At 51.0% G+C, this 15,278-nt stretch carries 12 protein-coding genes; 6 read left to right on the forward strand and 6 right to left on the reverse strand.

Translation table 11 applies throughout. The features are described from left to right. Window positions 1-214: 214 nt before the first annotated feature. Entirely contained in the window at window positions 215-2,200 is a 1,986-nt protein-coding gene (gene parE / locus HMPREF3047_RS01315; protein WP_070711976.1) for a DNA topoisomerase IV subunit B, read from the reverse strand. A 68-nt stretch (window positions 2,201-2,268) separates the two neighbouring features. After that, window positions 2,269-2,805, reverse strand: a complete 537-nt coding sequence (locus tag HMPREF3047_RS01320) for an RNA pyrophosphohydrolase (RefSeq protein WP_049336237.1) — start codon at window positions 2,803-2,805, stop codon at window positions 2,269-2,271. A gap of 328 nt (window positions 2,806-3,133) precedes the next feature. Here HMPREF3047_RS01320 and HMPREF3047_RS01330 point away from each other — a divergent pair, with 328 nt between their 5' ends. The 3 genes from HMPREF3047_RS01330 (at window position 3,134) to HMPREF3047_RS01340 (ending at window position 6,030) form a co-directional block, all read left to right on the forward strand. Continuing rightward, a complete protein-coding gene (locus HMPREF3047_RS01330; protein WP_070583354.1) occupies window positions 3,134-4,279 on the forward strand; it encodes a polyamine ABC transporter substrate-binding protein in 1,146 nt (381 codons plus the stop codon). Between the two features lie 107 nt (window positions 4,280-4,386). Next, on the forward strand, window positions 4,387-4,659 hold the full coding sequence (locus tag HMPREF3047_RS01335; RefSeq protein WP_003680574.1) for an ACT domain-containing protein: 273 nt from the start codon (window positions 4,387-4,389) through the stop codon (window positions 4,657-4,659). Window positions 4,660-4,674: 15 nt separating this feature from the next. Next, the gene (locus HMPREF3047_RS01340) at window positions 4,675-6,030 is read left to right on the forward strand and encodes a PFL family protein (RefSeq protein ID WP_070711977.1); all 1,356 of its coding nucleotides are present in this window, start codon (window positions 4,675-4,677) and stop codon (window positions 6,028-6,030) included. Between the two features lie 67 nt (window positions 6,031-6,097). Here HMPREF3047_RS01340 and HMPREF3047_RS01345 read toward each other — a convergent pair whose 3' ends face one another. Continuing rightward, entirely contained in the window at window positions 6,098-7,627 is a 1,530-nt protein-coding gene (locus tag HMPREF3047_RS01345; RefSeq protein ID WP_070711978.1) for a helicase HerA-like domain-containing protein, read from the reverse strand. A 242-nt stretch (window positions 7,628-7,869) separates the two neighbouring features. Between HMPREF3047_RS01345 and HMPREF3047_RS01350 the strand changes: the two genes are divergently transcribed. The 3 genes from HMPREF3047_RS01350 to HMPREF3047_RS01360 all read left to right on the forward strand — a co-directional run bounded on the left by HMPREF3047_RS01350 (window position 7,870) and on the right by HMPREF3047_RS01360 (window position 10,717). Further along, the gene (locus HMPREF3047_RS01350; protein ID WP_070711979.1) at window positions 7,870-9,099 is read left to right on the forward strand and encodes a multidrug effflux MFS transporter; all 1,230 of its coding nucleotides are present in this window, start codon (window positions 7,870-7,872) and stop codon (window positions 9,097-9,099) included. 61 nt (window positions 9,100-9,160) lie between these two features. Beyond that, complete coding sequence (murI, locus tag HMPREF3047_RS01355) at window positions 9,161-9,970, forward strand: glutamate racemase (RefSeq protein ID WP_049331752.1); 810 nt, start codon at window positions 9,161-9,163, stop codon at window positions 9,968-9,970. 210 nt (window positions 9,971-10,180) lie between these two features. Continuing rightward, entirely contained in the window at window positions 10,181-10,717 is a 537-nt protein-coding gene (locus tag HMPREF3047_RS01360; protein WP_070711980.1) for a YniB family protein, read from the forward strand. Window positions 10,718-10,808: 91 nt separating this feature from the next. Here HMPREF3047_RS01360 and pgmB read toward each other — a convergent pair whose 3' ends face one another. The 3 genes from pgmB to HMPREF3047_RS01375 form a co-directional block, all read right to left on the reverse strand. Beyond that, complete coding sequence (pgmB, locus tag HMPREF3047_RS01365) at window positions 10,809-11,474, reverse strand: beta-phosphoglucomutase (protein ID WP_070711981.1); 666 nt, start codon at window positions 11,472-11,474, stop codon at window positions 10,809-10,811. Window positions 11,475-11,486: 12 nt separating this feature from the next. Then, window positions 11,487-13,745 carry a glycoside hydrolase family 65 protein gene (locus HMPREF3047_RS01370; protein WP_070711982.1) on the reverse strand — a complete coding sequence of 753 codons (2,259 nt, stop codon included), beginning with the start codon at window positions 13,743-13,745 and terminating at the stop codon, window positions 11,487-11,489. 122 nt (window positions 13,746-13,867) lie between these two features. Next, window positions 13,868-15,223: an SLC45 family MFS transporter gene (locus HMPREF3047_RS01375; RefSeq protein WP_070711983.1), complete on the reverse strand. Its 1,356-nt coding sequence runs from the start codon at window positions 15,221-15,223 to the stop codon at window positions 13,868-13,870. Window positions 15,224-15,278 lie beyond the last annotated feature (55 nt).

The raw sequence follows: 15,278 nt of genomic DNA on the forward strand, positions 1-15,278 counted from the left end.
GTTCGAGCCCCGTCCGCCGCGCCATTATTTTAAAAGCACTGATTATATCAGTGCTTTTTTATTTGTCTTAAAAACTCAATCAAGCTGCAAAAATAGAAATAGGTAAGTAACGGGGTATGGAAATACTGTTTAACCTTAAATTCTGATGATTTTGAAAAAGGCCGCCTGAAACTTTTAAAGTTTCAGGCGGCCTTTAGTCTATTGAAACAATAGATTAAATATCCAATTCTGCCGTATCGCCTTCTTTTTCCATCCATGCGCGGCGGGCGGCGGCTTCGCCTTTGCCCATCAGTTTGACGAAAATATCGCGTGTTTCGTCATCCGCGCCTTCGGGGATTTGTACCTGCAACAGGCGGCGGGTGTCGGGGTGCATGGTGGTGTCTTTGAGCTGGTCGGGGTTCATCTCGCCCAAGCCTTTGAAACGGCTGATGGAATAAGCAGTTTCTTTAACGCCTTCTTTTTGCAGTCGCTCCAAAATGCTGTCGAGTTCGTTTTGGTCGAGTGCGTAGAATTTGCGGGCAGGTCTGCTTTTGCCTTGTGCGTTGACATCAACGCGGAACAGCGGTGGCTGGGCGACGTAGATGTGTCCGTCGGCGACCAGTTTGGGGAAGTGGCGGTAGAACAGGGTCAACAGCAAGACCTGAATATGCGAACCGTCTACGTCGGCATCGGACAGGATGGCGATTTTGCCGTAGCGCAGGCCGCTTAAGTCGGGATTGTCGTTGATGCCGTGCGGATCAACGCCGATGGCAACGGAAATATCATGGATTTCAGCGTTACCGAAGAGTTGGTCGGGGTGGACTTCAAAGCTATTAAGCACTTTGCCGCGCAGGGGCAAGATGGCCTGCGTGGCTTTGTCGCGGGCAAGTTTGGCTGAGCCGCCGGCGGAATCGCCTTCGACAAGGAAGAGTTCGTTTTCGCGGATGTCTTCACTTTCGCAGTCGGTCAGTTTGCCGGGTAAGACAGCGACGCCGCTGCCTTTTTTCTTTTCAATCTTTTTAACCGAACGCATCCGCGCTTGTGCCTGACGGATGGCGAGTTCGGCGATTTTTTTGCCGTAGTCCACGTTTTGGTTTAGCCACAATTCCAAAGGGTCGCCCGATACAGTGGCAACGAGTTTCAGCGCATCGCGGTTGGTCAGCTTGTCTTTGGTTTGACCTTGGAACTGAGGGTCGAGGACGCGGGCAGAGAGGACGAAGGCGGTTTTACTGAACACGTCGTCGCTTTGTACTTTTACGCCGCGTGGTAAAAGGTTGTGTAGATTGATGAAGTTGTTGACGGCGTTGAACACGGCTTGTTTTAAGCCTGCTTCATGCGTCCCGCCTAATGGGGTGGGGATGAGGTTGACATAGCTTTCGTTGGCGCATGAGCCTTCTTCCAGCCAAGTCAGGGCAAATGCTGCACCTTCGCCAATGCTGAAATCGCCGTTGTGGCCGTCTGAAATGTAGTTTTCGCAGGAGAAGATAGGTACGGCTTCCTGAGCGTCGGCAATCAGGTCGGTCAGATAGCTTTTCAGGCCGTCTGGATAGTGCCAAGTTTGGGTATGCGCTTCGTCTTCGCCTTTGACCGGACGAGTCAGGGAAACGCGTACGCCCGGCAGTAATACGGCTTTGGCGCGTAGCAGGCGTTCGAGTTCGGGAATACTGTAATTCGGGCTTTCAAAATATTTGCCGTCCGGCCACACGCGCACTTCGGTACCGCTGTCTTTGACGGCGCATTTGCCCACTTCAGTCAATGGCTCAATGACGTCGCCACCGGAAAAGACGATGCGGTGGACTTTGCCTTCACGTTTGACCGTTACTTCAAGGCGGGTGGAAAGGGCGTTGGTAACAGATACGCCGACGCCGTGCAGACCGCCTGAAAAGGCATACGCGCTGCCGCCGTCTTTTTTGTTGAACTTGCCGCCTGCGTGCAGACGGGTGAATACGAGTTCGACTACGGGTACGCCTTCTTCAGGGTGCAGGCCGACGGGAATGCCGCGGCCGTTATCACGGACGGAAAGCGAACCGTCTTCATGAATTTGCACATCGATTTCAGTCGCGAAACCGCCCAATGCCTCATCCGCCGCGTTATCAATCACTTCCTGACAGATATGGGTCGGGCTGTCGGTACGAGTGTACATGCCGGGACGTTCTTTGACCGGCTCCAAGCCTTTGAGGACGGTAATGCTGGATTCGCTGTATTGATTGTTTTTAGCCATAGGAATAATGTAAAGGCCGTCTGAAAGGATGAAAAACAACGCTTTCAGACGGCCTGAAAGCGTTTGGGTTATAGGTTTTCTATTGGATTGCGACGGATAAAGTCTTCATAGCTTTCTATACCGCGCAAGAAACGGGAGAGTTCGGTCAATGCGTCCAAATACACGCCGCGCTTGAAATCGATGACTTCGTCAACCGGCGCCCAGTATTGGTGCCAGCGCCAGCCGTCAAACTCAGGATGGTGGCAGGCGCGGAGGTTGACGTCGCTGTCGCGGCCGACCAAACGCAAAAGATACCAAATTTGTTTTTGTCCGCGATACGAACCGCGCCATTCGCGCCGCACCCAGTGGCTGGGCACGTCATAACGCAACCAGTCGCGCGTACGGCCAACGATTTTGATGTGTTGCGGCAACAGGCCGACTTCTTCGTACAATTCGCGGTACATGGCGGTCTCAGGACTTTCGCCCGGCTTGATGCCGCCTTGCGGAAACTGCCATGAATGTTCGCGTACGCGTTTGCCCCAAAAGACTTCGTTACGTTCGTTAATCAGGATAATACCGACATTGGGGCGATAGCCTTCTCTGTCTAACACGGGGTCGCCCTTCATTAAATTCAATCGTGCAATTTTCCCACAAATTGGGCGGTTTTGACAAATCTTGAGGCCGTCTGAATAAGCCCACAGTTTTTTCCAGACGGCATGAAACTGTTTCTGAAAAAATGTTGTTTATGAATAAAACCATAGCTTCAGGCCGTCTGAAAAATGAAATTTTTTTCTGCTTTAAGGTCTTGCATTCAAAAGCTTTTTGCCGTTTAATGCAAACCTTGCTGAATCAAGGGCAAAGGACACATGCCGGCCGCCCCCACAGTTTCCCTTTTGTAAGTGGCATCCGCCACCGCTGCAATATTTTTACCCCCCGAACAAAAGGTCTGAAACCATGAAAAAATCTTTGATGGCGGCGGCAATCTTGAGCCTCGTCTTGACTGCGTGTAGCGGTGGAAAAGAAACCGCCGCAGAATCTTCCGCATCTCAAACTCAAACTTCTTCCTCTCAAACGGATAAACTCAATATCTACAACTGGTCGGATTATGTCGATCCGGCCACGCTGTCTGCGTTTGAAAAAAATACGAATATCAATGTCCGCTACGATTACTACGACAGCAATGAAGCGCTGGAAGCCAAGCTGCTGACCGGCAAGTCGGGTTATGACTTGGTTGCGCCGTCTATTGCCAATGTCGGCCGTCAGATTAAAGCCGGCGCGTATCAAAAAATCGACAAATCGCAAATCCCCGATTACGCCAACATCGATCCCGATTTGTTGAAAATGATGGAAGCCGTCGATCCAGGCAACGAATATGCCGTCCCTTATTTCTGGGGCATCAATACGCTGGCGATTAACAAACAGCAGGTTCAAAAGGCTTTGGGTACGGACAAACTGCCTGAAAACGAATGGGATTTGGTGTTCAATCCTGAATACACCCAAAAACTGAAATCCTGCGGCATCAGCTATTTCGACAGCGCCATCGAGCAAGTTCCTTTGGCTTTGCATTATTTGGGCAAAGATCCGAACAGCGAAAACCCTGATGACATCAAAGCAGCTGTCGATATGATGAAAAAAGTGCGCCCCGATATCAAACGCTTTACCTCATCCGGCTATATCGACGATATGGCTGCCGGTAATCTTTGCGTATCGGTAGGCTACGGCGGCGACCTCAATATTGCCAAAACCCGTGCCAAAGAAGCAGGAAACGGCGTCGAAGTCGAAGTATTGGCGCCGAAAAGCGGTGTCGGTATTTGGGTGGATTCGTTGATGATTCCGCGTGATGCGCAAAATGTGGCCAATGCACACAAATACATCAATCACACGCTCAATCCAGAAACAGCGGCCAAAAACGGCAACTATGTGACTTATGCTCCGGCCAGCCGTCCGGCGCGTGATTTGATGGATGAAAAATACACCTCTGACGAATCGATTTTCCCAAGTAAAGAATTGATGGAAAAAAGCTTCATCGTCTCTCCCAAGTCAACCGATGCGAGCAAACTCAGCGTTCGCCTATGGCAGGCTTTGAAAGCAGGACGATAATTAAAATTGAAATTTGAATACTCAGGCCGTCTGAAACAGTTTTTCAGACGGCCTGAGTGTTATAATTGTCAACACTTTTCAAATATCCTATGAGGAGAAACAGCGTTATGAACAATTCAGTCATCACCGTCATCGGTAAAGACCGTGTGGGCATTGTGTACGACGTTTCCAAAATTTTAGCGGAAAACCAAATCAATATTCTCAACATCAGCCAACAGCTGATGGACGATTTTTTTACCATGATTATTTTGGTGGACACTTCAAAATGCACCAAATCGCGTCAAGAAGTTTTGGATTTGTTTGCGGAAGAGAGCAAAAAACTCGCGCTTGATATTCGTATGCAAAACGAAGAAATTTTCCAAGCCATGCACCGTATTTAAGTCGGAGGGAGAGCCATGAGTATTCAATCCGGCGAGATTTTAGAAACCGTCAAAATGGTGGCCGACCAGAATTTTGACGTGCGCACCATTACCATCGGCATTGATCTGCACGACTGTATCAGCAGCGATATCAATGTATTGAACCAAAACATTTACAACAAAATCACCACTGCCGGTAAGGACTTGGTAGCAACGGCAAAATATCTGTCTGCCAAATACGGCGTGCCGATTGTGAATCAGCGCATTTCCGTTACGCCGATTGCCCAAATCGCGGCGGCCACCCATGCCGATTCCTATGTCAGCGTGGCGCAAACTTTGGATAAGGCTGCCAAAGCCATCGGCGTGTCCTTTATCGGCGGCTTTTCTGCGCTGGTGCAAAAAGGCATGTCGCCTTCGGATGAGGTGTTGATCCGTTCCATTCCCGAAGCGATGAAAACCACCGATATCGTGTGCAGCTCCATCAATATCGGCAGCACGCGCGCCGGTATCAATATGGATGCGGTCAAGTTGGCAGGCGAAACCATCAAACGCACGGCTGAAATTACGCCCGAAGGTTTCGGCTGCGCCAAAATCGTCGTGTTCTGCAACGCGGTGGAAGACAACCCATTTATGGCGGGCGCGTTTCACGGTTCGGGCGAAGCGGATGCCGTTATCAATGTCGGCGTATCCGGCCCGGGTGTCGTAAAAGCCGCATTGGAAAATTCAGATGCAACGACATTGACCGAAGTTGCGGAAGTCGTGAAGAAAACCGCTTTCAAAATTACCCGCGTGGGCGAACTTATCGGCCGCGAAGCCTCAAAAATGTTGAATATCCCGTTTGGTATTCTCGATTTGTCGCTGGCACCGACCCCCGCTGTTGGCGACTCGGTGGCGCGCATCCTTGAAGAAATGGGCTTGAGCGTCTGCGGTACGCACGGCACGACGGCTGCCTTGGCATTGCTGAACGATGCCGTGAAAAAGGGCGGCATGATGGCTTCCAGCGCGGTCGGCGGTTTGAGCGGCGCGTTTATCCCCGTTTCCGAAGATGAAGGCATGATTGCCGCCGCCGAAGCAGGCGTGCTGACGCTGGACAAACTCGAAGCGATGACCGCTGTCTGCTCCGTTGGTTTGGATATGATTGCCGTACCCGGCGATACGCCTGCTCATACCATTTCCGGTATCATCGCTGACGAAGCCGCCATCGGCATGATCAACAGCAAAACCACTGCCGTGCGCATTATTCCGGTAACCGGAAAAACCGTCGGCGACAGCGTCGAGTTCGGCGGCCTGTTAGGCTACGCGCCTGTAATGCCGGTCAAAGAAGGCTCATGCGAAGTGTTCGTCAACCGAGGCGGTAGAATCCCGGCTCCGGTTCAATCGATGAAAAACTGATTGGATTGATAAATAAAAGGCCGTCTGAAATTGATTTTCAGACGGCCTTTTTGTGTTTGCAGGCTGATTATTTGAACATATTTTTAATAATGCCCATTACGCTGCGGGAAATGGCGTTGGTCACTTGACGGTTGATTTGGCTGCCGATGGCGTCGGCAACGTTGTAGCCCAAACCTTGGCCGGATTTTTTACGTCCGCCGCTCAAACCGCCGATTAGTCCGCCGAGGATGCCGGGATCGGCATTGGTGGCTTCTTTTTCTGCGGCTTTTTGTGCTTTTTCCTGCTCTTTGGCGGCATTTGCGGCTTCTTTTTCCGCGGCTGCTTGGCTGTCTGCTTCGGCTAAGGCTTCAAAAGCGGAGTAGTTGTCCACCATGTCTTTATAGGTCGGATACAAATCGTCGTTTTGGAACAAACGGTTGCGCTCTTCTGCGGCAAGCGGGGTTAAGGAAGATTGCGGCGGCAGGATGAGGGCGCGTTCTACCGGCTCGGGCATACCTTTTTCATCAAGGAAGGAAACAAGGGCTTCGCCGACGCCGAGTTCGGCAATCGCTTCGGCAACTTTGATGTTTGGGTTGCTACGGAAGGTTTCGGCAGCGGCTTTGACTGCTTTTTGGTCGCGCGGTGTAAAGGCACGTAGGGCGTGTTGTACGCGGTTACCCAGTTGGCCGAGAATGGTATCGGGTAAGTCAAGCGGGTTTTGGGTAACGAAATATACGCCCACGCCTTTGGAACGGATCAGGCGCACAACTTGTTCGATTTGTTCGACCAGCGCATTGGCGGCATTGTCGAACATCAAATGCGCTTCGTCGAAGAACATCACGAATTTTGGTTTGTCCAAATCGCCGACTTCGGGCAGGGTTTCAAACAATTCTGCCAGCATCCACAGCAAAAATGCGCTGTACATACGCGGCGAACGCATCAGTTTTTCGGAATTGAGGATGTTGATGATGCCTTTGCCGTTGTCGGTTTGCATCCAGTCTTGCAGGTTGAGGGAAGGTTCGCCGAAGAATTTTTCTGCGCCTTCGTTCTCCAGCGTCAAAAGCTGACGCTGAATCGCGCCGATACTGGCGGCGGAAACGTTGCCGTATTGCGTGCGGTATTCCGAAGCATGGTCGGAAACGTGTTTCAACATGCTGCGCAGGTCTTTCAAGTCCAGAATGTGCCAGCCTCTGTCGTCGGCAACTTTGAACACAAGGTTGAGCAGGCCTTCTTGCGTGTCGTTCAGATTCATCAGACGGGCCAAAAGCATAGGACCCATTTCCGAAACGGTTACGCGTACGGGAATACCGGTTTCGCCGTAAACATCCCAAAAGCGCACGGGGAAACTTTGCAGCCATTGTTCGCCCAAATCAAACTCGGCGATGCGTTCGCCCACTTTGCCGCTGTTGGCACCGGCTTGCGCGATGCCCGACAAATCGCCTTTGACATCGACTAAGAATACTGGGACGCCTTCGCTGCTGAAGGCTTCCGCCATACGGCGCAGGGTAACGGTTTTACCCGTACCGGTCGCACCGGCGATCAAGCCGTGGCGGTTGGCCATTTTGCCTTGGATTTCGAGCGTTTTCCCGTCGGCACGCGCAATTTGAAATGTAGTCATGATTATTCCTTAGAATCCGTGATGTGAAACAATGTGTTGTCTTAAAAAACAAGCATTTTAACGTTTGCAGCGGGGGGATTCAACCAAGCAAAGTTTCAGACGGCCTTAAGTTTTGCAAAGGTTTTTTTGCAGTGATTGGATAGGGTTGAAATCTGCTATAATTCCATCCAACACGCAACCGTCTGACAAGGCGGTTGTTTTCTTTGTTTTTTGAATAGTTTGTTACGAAAGCGAAAATCGGAATGACTGTACAACAAGCCCCTTTGGGCGAAAAAACCATGGCCGTGCTGATGGCGATGTTGGTCGCGCTGATGCCGTTTTCTGTCGATGCTTATCTGCCTGCAATTCCCGAAATGGCAAAGTCGCTGGGTTCGGACATCCACCGCATCGAGCAAAGCCTGAGCTTTTTTATGTTTGGCGTGGCATTTGGCCAGGTGGTCGGCGGTTCGATTTCGGATATTAAAGGCCGTAAACCTGTCGCCTTGGTGGGATTGAGCATTTACTTTGCCGCCGTTGTCGGTTTGACGATGGTGAATAATGTCGAGCAGCTATTGAACTTGCGTGCCTTGCAGGCGTTTGGTGCGGGGATGACCGTGGTGATTTCCGGCGCGATAGTGCGCGATTATTATTCCGGACGCAAAGCCGCGCAGATGTTTGCCTTAATCGGCATCATTCTGATGATTGTGCCATTGATGGCGCCGATGATTGGTGCAGGCTTGCAGAATTTGGGTGGCTGGCGCATGATTTTCGGCTTTCTGGCCTGCTATTCGCTGCTGCTTTGGGGTTTGATGTGGTATTTCCTGCCCAAGCCGCATCAAAAAGGCAAAATCAGCATGGACGTGTTCGGTGTGGTGGCAGGCAGGTTTAAACGCGTTTTGAGAACGCGTGCCGCGATGGGCTATTTGTTTTTTCAAGCTTTCAGTTTCGGTTCGATGTTTGCCTTTTTGACCGAATCGTCGTTTGTGTACCAACACCTGTATCATGTTTCACCAAACCAATATGCTTGGATATTTGCGCTCAATATCATTACCATGATGTCGTTTAACCGCGTTACCGCATGGCGTTTGAAAACTGGTACGCATCCGCAAAATATCCTCAAATGGGGCATTATCGTCCAATTTGCCGCCAATCTGCTGATGACAGTTTTGGTATTGTCGCTGTCTCTGCCGCCTTTGTGGGCTTTGGTACCATGCGTGATGTTTTCAGTCGGTACGCAAGGCTTGGTCGGAGCGAACACTCAGGCCTGCTTTATGAGCTATTTCAGCGCAGAGGGCGGCAGCGCAAATGCCGTTTTAGGCGTGTTCCAATCCCTTATCGGCGCATCGGTCGGCATGGCAACGACTTGGCTGCATAATGGTTCCGCCTTGGTGATGGCCGGTATGATGTTGAGCTCGACCGTATGCGGTATCGTTCTGTTGTGGATTTGCTCGCATCAGGCTTGGGTGGAAAACGATAAAAAAGAATATGTTTAACCTTCAGGCCGTCTGAAAAACGGTTTCAGACGGCCTCAACACTATATTGAAGAAATTAACCATGAGTACCAGCAAACAACGCCCCATCGGCGTATTCGATTCCGGCGTCGGCGGCTTGACCAACGTCCGCGCCCTGATGGAACGCCTGCCGATGGAAAATATCATCTATTTCGGCGATACCGCACGCGTTCCCTACGGCACCAAATCCCGCGCCACCATCGAAACCTTCGCCATGCAGATTGTCGATTTCCTGCTGGAAAACGATGTCAAAGCACTGGTTATCGCGTGTAACACCATCGCCGCTGTTGCCGGACAAAAAATCCGCCAAAAAGCAGGCAATATGCCCGTATTGGACGTCATCTCCGCTGGTGCGGAAGCCGCTTTGCAAACCACCAAAAACAACCGAATCGGCATTATCGCGACCAATACCACCGTCAACAGTAATGCCTACGCGCGCGCCATCCATTCAAAAAACAACGACACGCTGGTGCGCACACAAGCCGCGCCCCTGCTTGTGCCATTGGTGGAAGAAGGATGGCTCGATCACGAAGTCACCCGCCTGACCGTGCGCGAATACTTGAAGCCGCTTTTGGCAGACGACATTGATACGCTGGTGTTGGGTTGTACCCACTTCCCACTGCTCAAACCGCTTATCGGCCGCGAAGCACAAAACGTTACCTTGGTCGATTCCGCCATTACCACCGCCGAAGCCACCGCCAAAGCCTTAGCGCAAGCAGGTTTGCTGAATACAGAAAACGACAATCCGGATTACCGCTTCTACGTCAGCGACATCCCACTGCGTTTCCGCACCATCGGCGAACGCTTCTTGGGTAGAAGTATGGAGCAGATTGAGATGGTAACGTTGGGTTGATTGGAAATATTAAAGGCCGTCTGAAAGGTAAAAAAATAAGAAGGATAACGTTAACTAAATCCGTAACGAAGTATTATATGTTGAAAGAACTAGTTCAACTAAAAAAGTAGGTTGTTAAGGTTTTTGAAGTTTTAAGAGGTGGTAGTATTGTGGAGGATTCAGGGAACTCTGTTTTTTAGAGGCTAAATGTAAGGGATTTTGGAGGTTTTAATGAATTATAATGATGCTAAACGTAAGGTAATTATAAAATTTATGTGTGGTGCTTTAGTTTCTCTTTTGTCTGCTATTTCTACCATTATATCTATTTTAAAAATGTTTTATTTTAAGTTAGATGATGGAACTAGGTTTGGATCTGCCCTTTCAGAAATTTTCAAGAGAATAACAATATTTGCCTATGAGCATACTACATTTTTAGAATTTTTTTGGAAACACTCTCCTATAGTCAATCCATTTGATTTTTTAGAAAAACAGTCTATTCAGTTTTTTATTATATATATTTTATTTTTTATTGCATGGTCAGTCATTAGATCTGCTTTTAATTTAAGAAATAGATTGAAAATTATCGATAAACAAATTGAAGATCAAATTATTAAAGAATCTATTAAAGGAAGTAATATAAATAGAAAGCAGGTAGAAAATAATGTCTCTATTTCTTTGTCTAGTAAAATTCATGATTTATATATTGCACCATTATTAGTTGCAATAATTGGTGCAATTATAATTAAACTATTAGGATTTGGGTCTTAGTATTGGAATGAGTGAAGGTAGCTGTAATATATGAAGGCCGTCTGAAAACCTGAATCAGGTTTTCAGACGGCCTTTTTACTTCCCTAATATTTTACCTGCCCGACTGTGCCCACACGTTTTGCAGGTAGGCGTAGGTCAGCTCGGCGGTGTCGGACACCAGCGCGATGTCGCTGCCCAAGTCTTCGGCTTTGCCCACGCCGATGGGCAAGGCGCCGGCGGCTTTGATGGCAGCTACGCCGGCGGCGGCGTCTTCAATGCCGATGCAGCGGCGGATGTCCGCGCCCACGCCCTCGGCGGCGGCGAGGAAGATGTCGGGGGCGGGTTTGGAATGCGCGACGGCGGCAGGGTCGGCGACGGCGTCGAAGAAGTGGGTCAGCCCCATGCGTTCCAGTAAGAACGGACCGTTTTTACTGGCGGACGCGAGGGCGATTTTTTTGCCGTTTGCTTTCAATGCTTCCAGCAGCGGCAAAATGCCGGGATACACGTCTTCGGGTTTGACCGCCTGAATCATCTCCAAGTAGTTGTCGTTTTTGCGGCGGGTCAGTTCGGCGAACTCGGCTTCGCCGACGGTTTTGCCGCCGTGCGCGAGGATGCGTTTGAGCGAATCGTCGCGCGACACGCCTTTGAGCTGCTCGTTAAACTTGCGGTCGATGCTGATGCCCAGCCCTTCGGCGAGCTTTTTCCATGCGCGGTAGTGGTATTCGGCGGTGTCGGTGATGACGCCGTCGAGGTCAAAGAGGACTGCGGTAAAAGTCATTTTGCGCCCTCCTTATTTTTCCAACGCGACGGTGTGGCTGCCGTTGAGCGTGATGTCTTTACCGTACACCTGCAAATCGAGCGGCTCGCCTTTGAGCAGGGTGAAGACCACATTTTCTTTACCGACGGCGACTTTAATCAGACGGCCTCGGTAGTTGATGTGGAAGGCATAGCCTGTCCACGCACTCGGCAGGAACGGTGCGAAGCTGAGTTTGCCGCCCCAGGTTTTCATTTGGGCGAAACCTTGGACGATGGCGAGCCACGAGCCGGTCATGGAGGTGATGTGCAGGCCGTCTTCGGTGTCGTTGTTGTAGTTGTCCAAGTCCAGGCGGGCGGTGCGCTGGTACATTTCCACCGCTTTTTCTTCTTTGCCCAGTTCGGCGGCAAGGATGGCGTGGATACACGGCGACAACGAGCTTTCATGCACGGTCATCGGTTCGTAGAAGTCGAAGTTGCGGCGTTTTTCGTCCATGTTGAAACGGTCGCCGAAGAAGTAGATACCTTGCAACACGTCCGCCTGTTTGATGAAGGGCGAACGCAGGATTTTGTCCCACGACCATTTCTGGTTGAGCGGCAAATCGTCGGGCGAAAGCGCGGACACGGGGCGGATATCTTTGTCGAGGAAGCCGTCGTGCTGCACGAATACGCCGAGTTCTTCGTCATGCGGACGGTACATATTGGCGCTGATGTCCGCCCATTTTTCCAGCTCGTCGGCACTCACGTTCAAATCCGGACGCGGGTATTTCGCCAGGGCTTCGCGGGTGTAGTCCAATACCCATGCGGCGAGGGTGTTGGTGTACCAGTTGTTGTTGATGTTGTTTTCGTATTCGTTCGGGCCGGTTACGCCGTGAATCATGTATTTGCCGTTGCGTTTGGAGAAGTGGACGCGGTCCGCCCAGAAGCGGGACACTTCGACCAAGACTTCCAAGCCTTCTTTGGCAAGATAGCTTTCGTCGCCGGTGTAGTTGGTGTAGTTGTAGATGGCGTAAGGAATCGCGCCGTTACGGTGGATTTCCTCGAAGGTGATTTCCCATTCGTTGTGGCACTCAATGCCCGTAAACGTTACCATCGGATAGAGTGCGCCCGCCAAGCCCTGTTCGCGCGCGTTGTGTTGCGCCTGCGGCAGTTGGTTGCGGCGGTATTGCAGCAGGTTGCGGGTAACTTCGGGTTCCGCCAGTGCGAGGTAGAGCGGCACGGCGTAGGCTTCGGTGTCCCAATAGGTCGCGCCGCCGTATTTTTCGCCGGTAAAGCCTTTGGGGCCGATGTTCAGGCGCGCGTCTTCGCCGTAGTAGGTGGAGAACAGTTGGAACAGGTTGAAGCGGATACCCTGCTGCGCTTCGTCGCTGCCTTCGATGACTACGTCGGCGATTTCCCAACGGTGCAGCCAGCCTGCTTTGTGCGCGTCCAGCAAGGTTTCAAACGCAACGCCTGCGATTTTTTCCGACAAGGCGCGGCCTGCGGCTTTCACCGCTTCCAAGCCCTGATAATCGCGGCTGGTGGTAACAATCACGCGTTTTTCAAAAGTTTCGGGCGTACTGCCGACTTCGGCTTCGAAAGAATTGGAGACCTGCCAGTCGGTTTGGCTGCCACCGAGGGCTTTGAAGCTGCCGGCGAAGGTTTGCTCGGCGTTGACGATGAATTGCTCTACGCCGAAGGGATTGGCGACGGTTTGGGTGGCAATGTAGGAGCGGTCGTCTGAAACGCCTTTGTCCAATACCTGCCAGAATTTTTCTTCGTAGTTGGAATCTTCGTTTTTCACGTCGGCGTCGATGATGGAATCGATGCGGACTTGGTGGGTTTTGCCGTCAACAGATACGGCTTCCCAGCGGATAACCGCCAGTTCTTTTTGCGCGACGGACAGGAATTTGCACACATCGAAACGCACGCCGAATACGGTGAACGAGCGGCGCAACACGCCGTGCTGCATATCGAGTTCGACGGAGAAGTCGGCAATGTCGTTTTTCGCCAAGTCTACTTCCTGTCCGTCGACAAAGATTTTGACTTTGCTGAAATTGAGCGCGTTGATGGCTTTGCCGAAATATTTGGGATAGCCGTTTTTCCACCAGCCGACGCGGGTTTTGTCGGGGAACCACACGCCGGCGATGTAGGTGCCCAAGTGGCTGTCGGCAGAGTAGGTTTCCTCAAAGCTGCCGCGCATACCCATATAGCCGTTGCCCAAGCTGGTCAGGCTCTCTTGCAGCCGTTTGTGTTCTTTTTCCAGTTTTGCCGAACGCAGCGTCCAAGGGCTGACTTCCATGATTCTTGTATACATCGTAAAGCTCCTGTTTTGATGGTTTTATGGCAAACCGTTTTGAAATACGGTTCGTCTTACTTAAATCAAATAAAGCGTCGGCAGAAGTTTCAGACGACCCTCCTGCCGATAAATGAAGAAAATTATGCGCCGCCGTGTGTTTCTTTAATCAGGAACACGGAAAACGCGCCCAGCAGCAGGACGACGCCCCCTACCAAGAACATATTGGCCTGCAAACCGCCCATCATCGGGAACAACATGAAGCTCAACAGCGAAGCAACAATCTGAGGCATACAGATGGAGCCGTTGAACAAGCCCAAATAAGTGCCCATATGCTTGCCCGACAAGGCGTTGGTTACAATCGTCAGCGGATAAGTGATGATGCCCGCCCAAGCAATACCGATTAAGATGTAAGACAACACCAGCGCGTATTGGTTGCTGATGAAGAATACGGAGAAAAAGCCGAGCGCGCCCAAAGCCAGGCAGCTGAAATAACCCGCCTTGAGGTATCGGTTGGGGATTTTCGCCAATACAAACGAACAAATCACCGCCGCAACCGACTGCACCGCCGCCAATACACCGTACCAGTTGCCCGCTTCCTGATAGCCTACGGAAGACGCATCGGTTGTGTGCCAGACGTTTTCCGCAATCGCGCCAGCGGAATAAGTCCACATATATTGGAAGGCGAACCAGCAGAAAAACTGCACCAGAGTGACCGTCCAAAACGCTTTAGGCGCGGTTTTCAAGAGTTCGAACCAGTTGGCTTTTTCCTGATTCGCTGCCACATCGATGCCGTGGTAGCGGGCGTAGGTTTCCGGATCGTATTCCTTCACTTTGAAAATCGTGAACGCGCTGGTAATCACCAACAACGCCGCGCCCACATAAAATGCCACGACCACGGTCTGCGGCACGACGCCTTTTTCGGCCGTGTTCGCCAAACCGATATACGCAAACACAAACGGCAGAATCGCCGCCACAACCGCGCCCGTATTCGCTAAGAAACTTTGAATCCCGTAGGCGTAGCTTTTCTGCTCCTCGTTGACCATGTCGCCGACCATCATTTTAAACGGCTGCATTGCCATATTGGAGGATACGTCCAACAGCGCAATCATCAGCGCGCCAAATGACAAAGCCGCCAAAGAAGCGTAGCCAAAACCGAAGCTGCCCGAGTTCGGCATCAGAATCATGACGATAACCGCAATCAGCGTACCGTAAAGCAGATAGGGCAGACGACGGCCACCCAAGCGCGGCATCCAAGTTCGGTCTGAGTAGTAGCCCACAATCGGCTGAACCAACATACCGGCCAATGGGGGCAGAATGAAAAACCAGCCCAAATTGTGCGGGTCGGCGCCTAAAGTTTGAAAAATTCGGCTCATTTGTGAGCTTTGCAGGGTAAAGGCCGTCTGAACGCCGAGATAGCCGAAGCTCAGCATCCAAATCGTACTTTTTGCCAGTGACGGCAAACCTTGTTTTGCTGTTTTTTGCGTATTTTCCGACATGAGGTAAATCCTTTTTTAAAAAGTATTTTTATTGAGAAATCTGAAAGGTTCCTTG

The organism is Neisseria sp. HMSC075C10, assembly GCF_001815615.1.
Classification (GTDB): domain Bacteria; phylum Pseudomonadota; class Gammaproteobacteria; order Burkholderiales; family Neisseriaceae; genus Neisseria; species Neisseria subflava_A.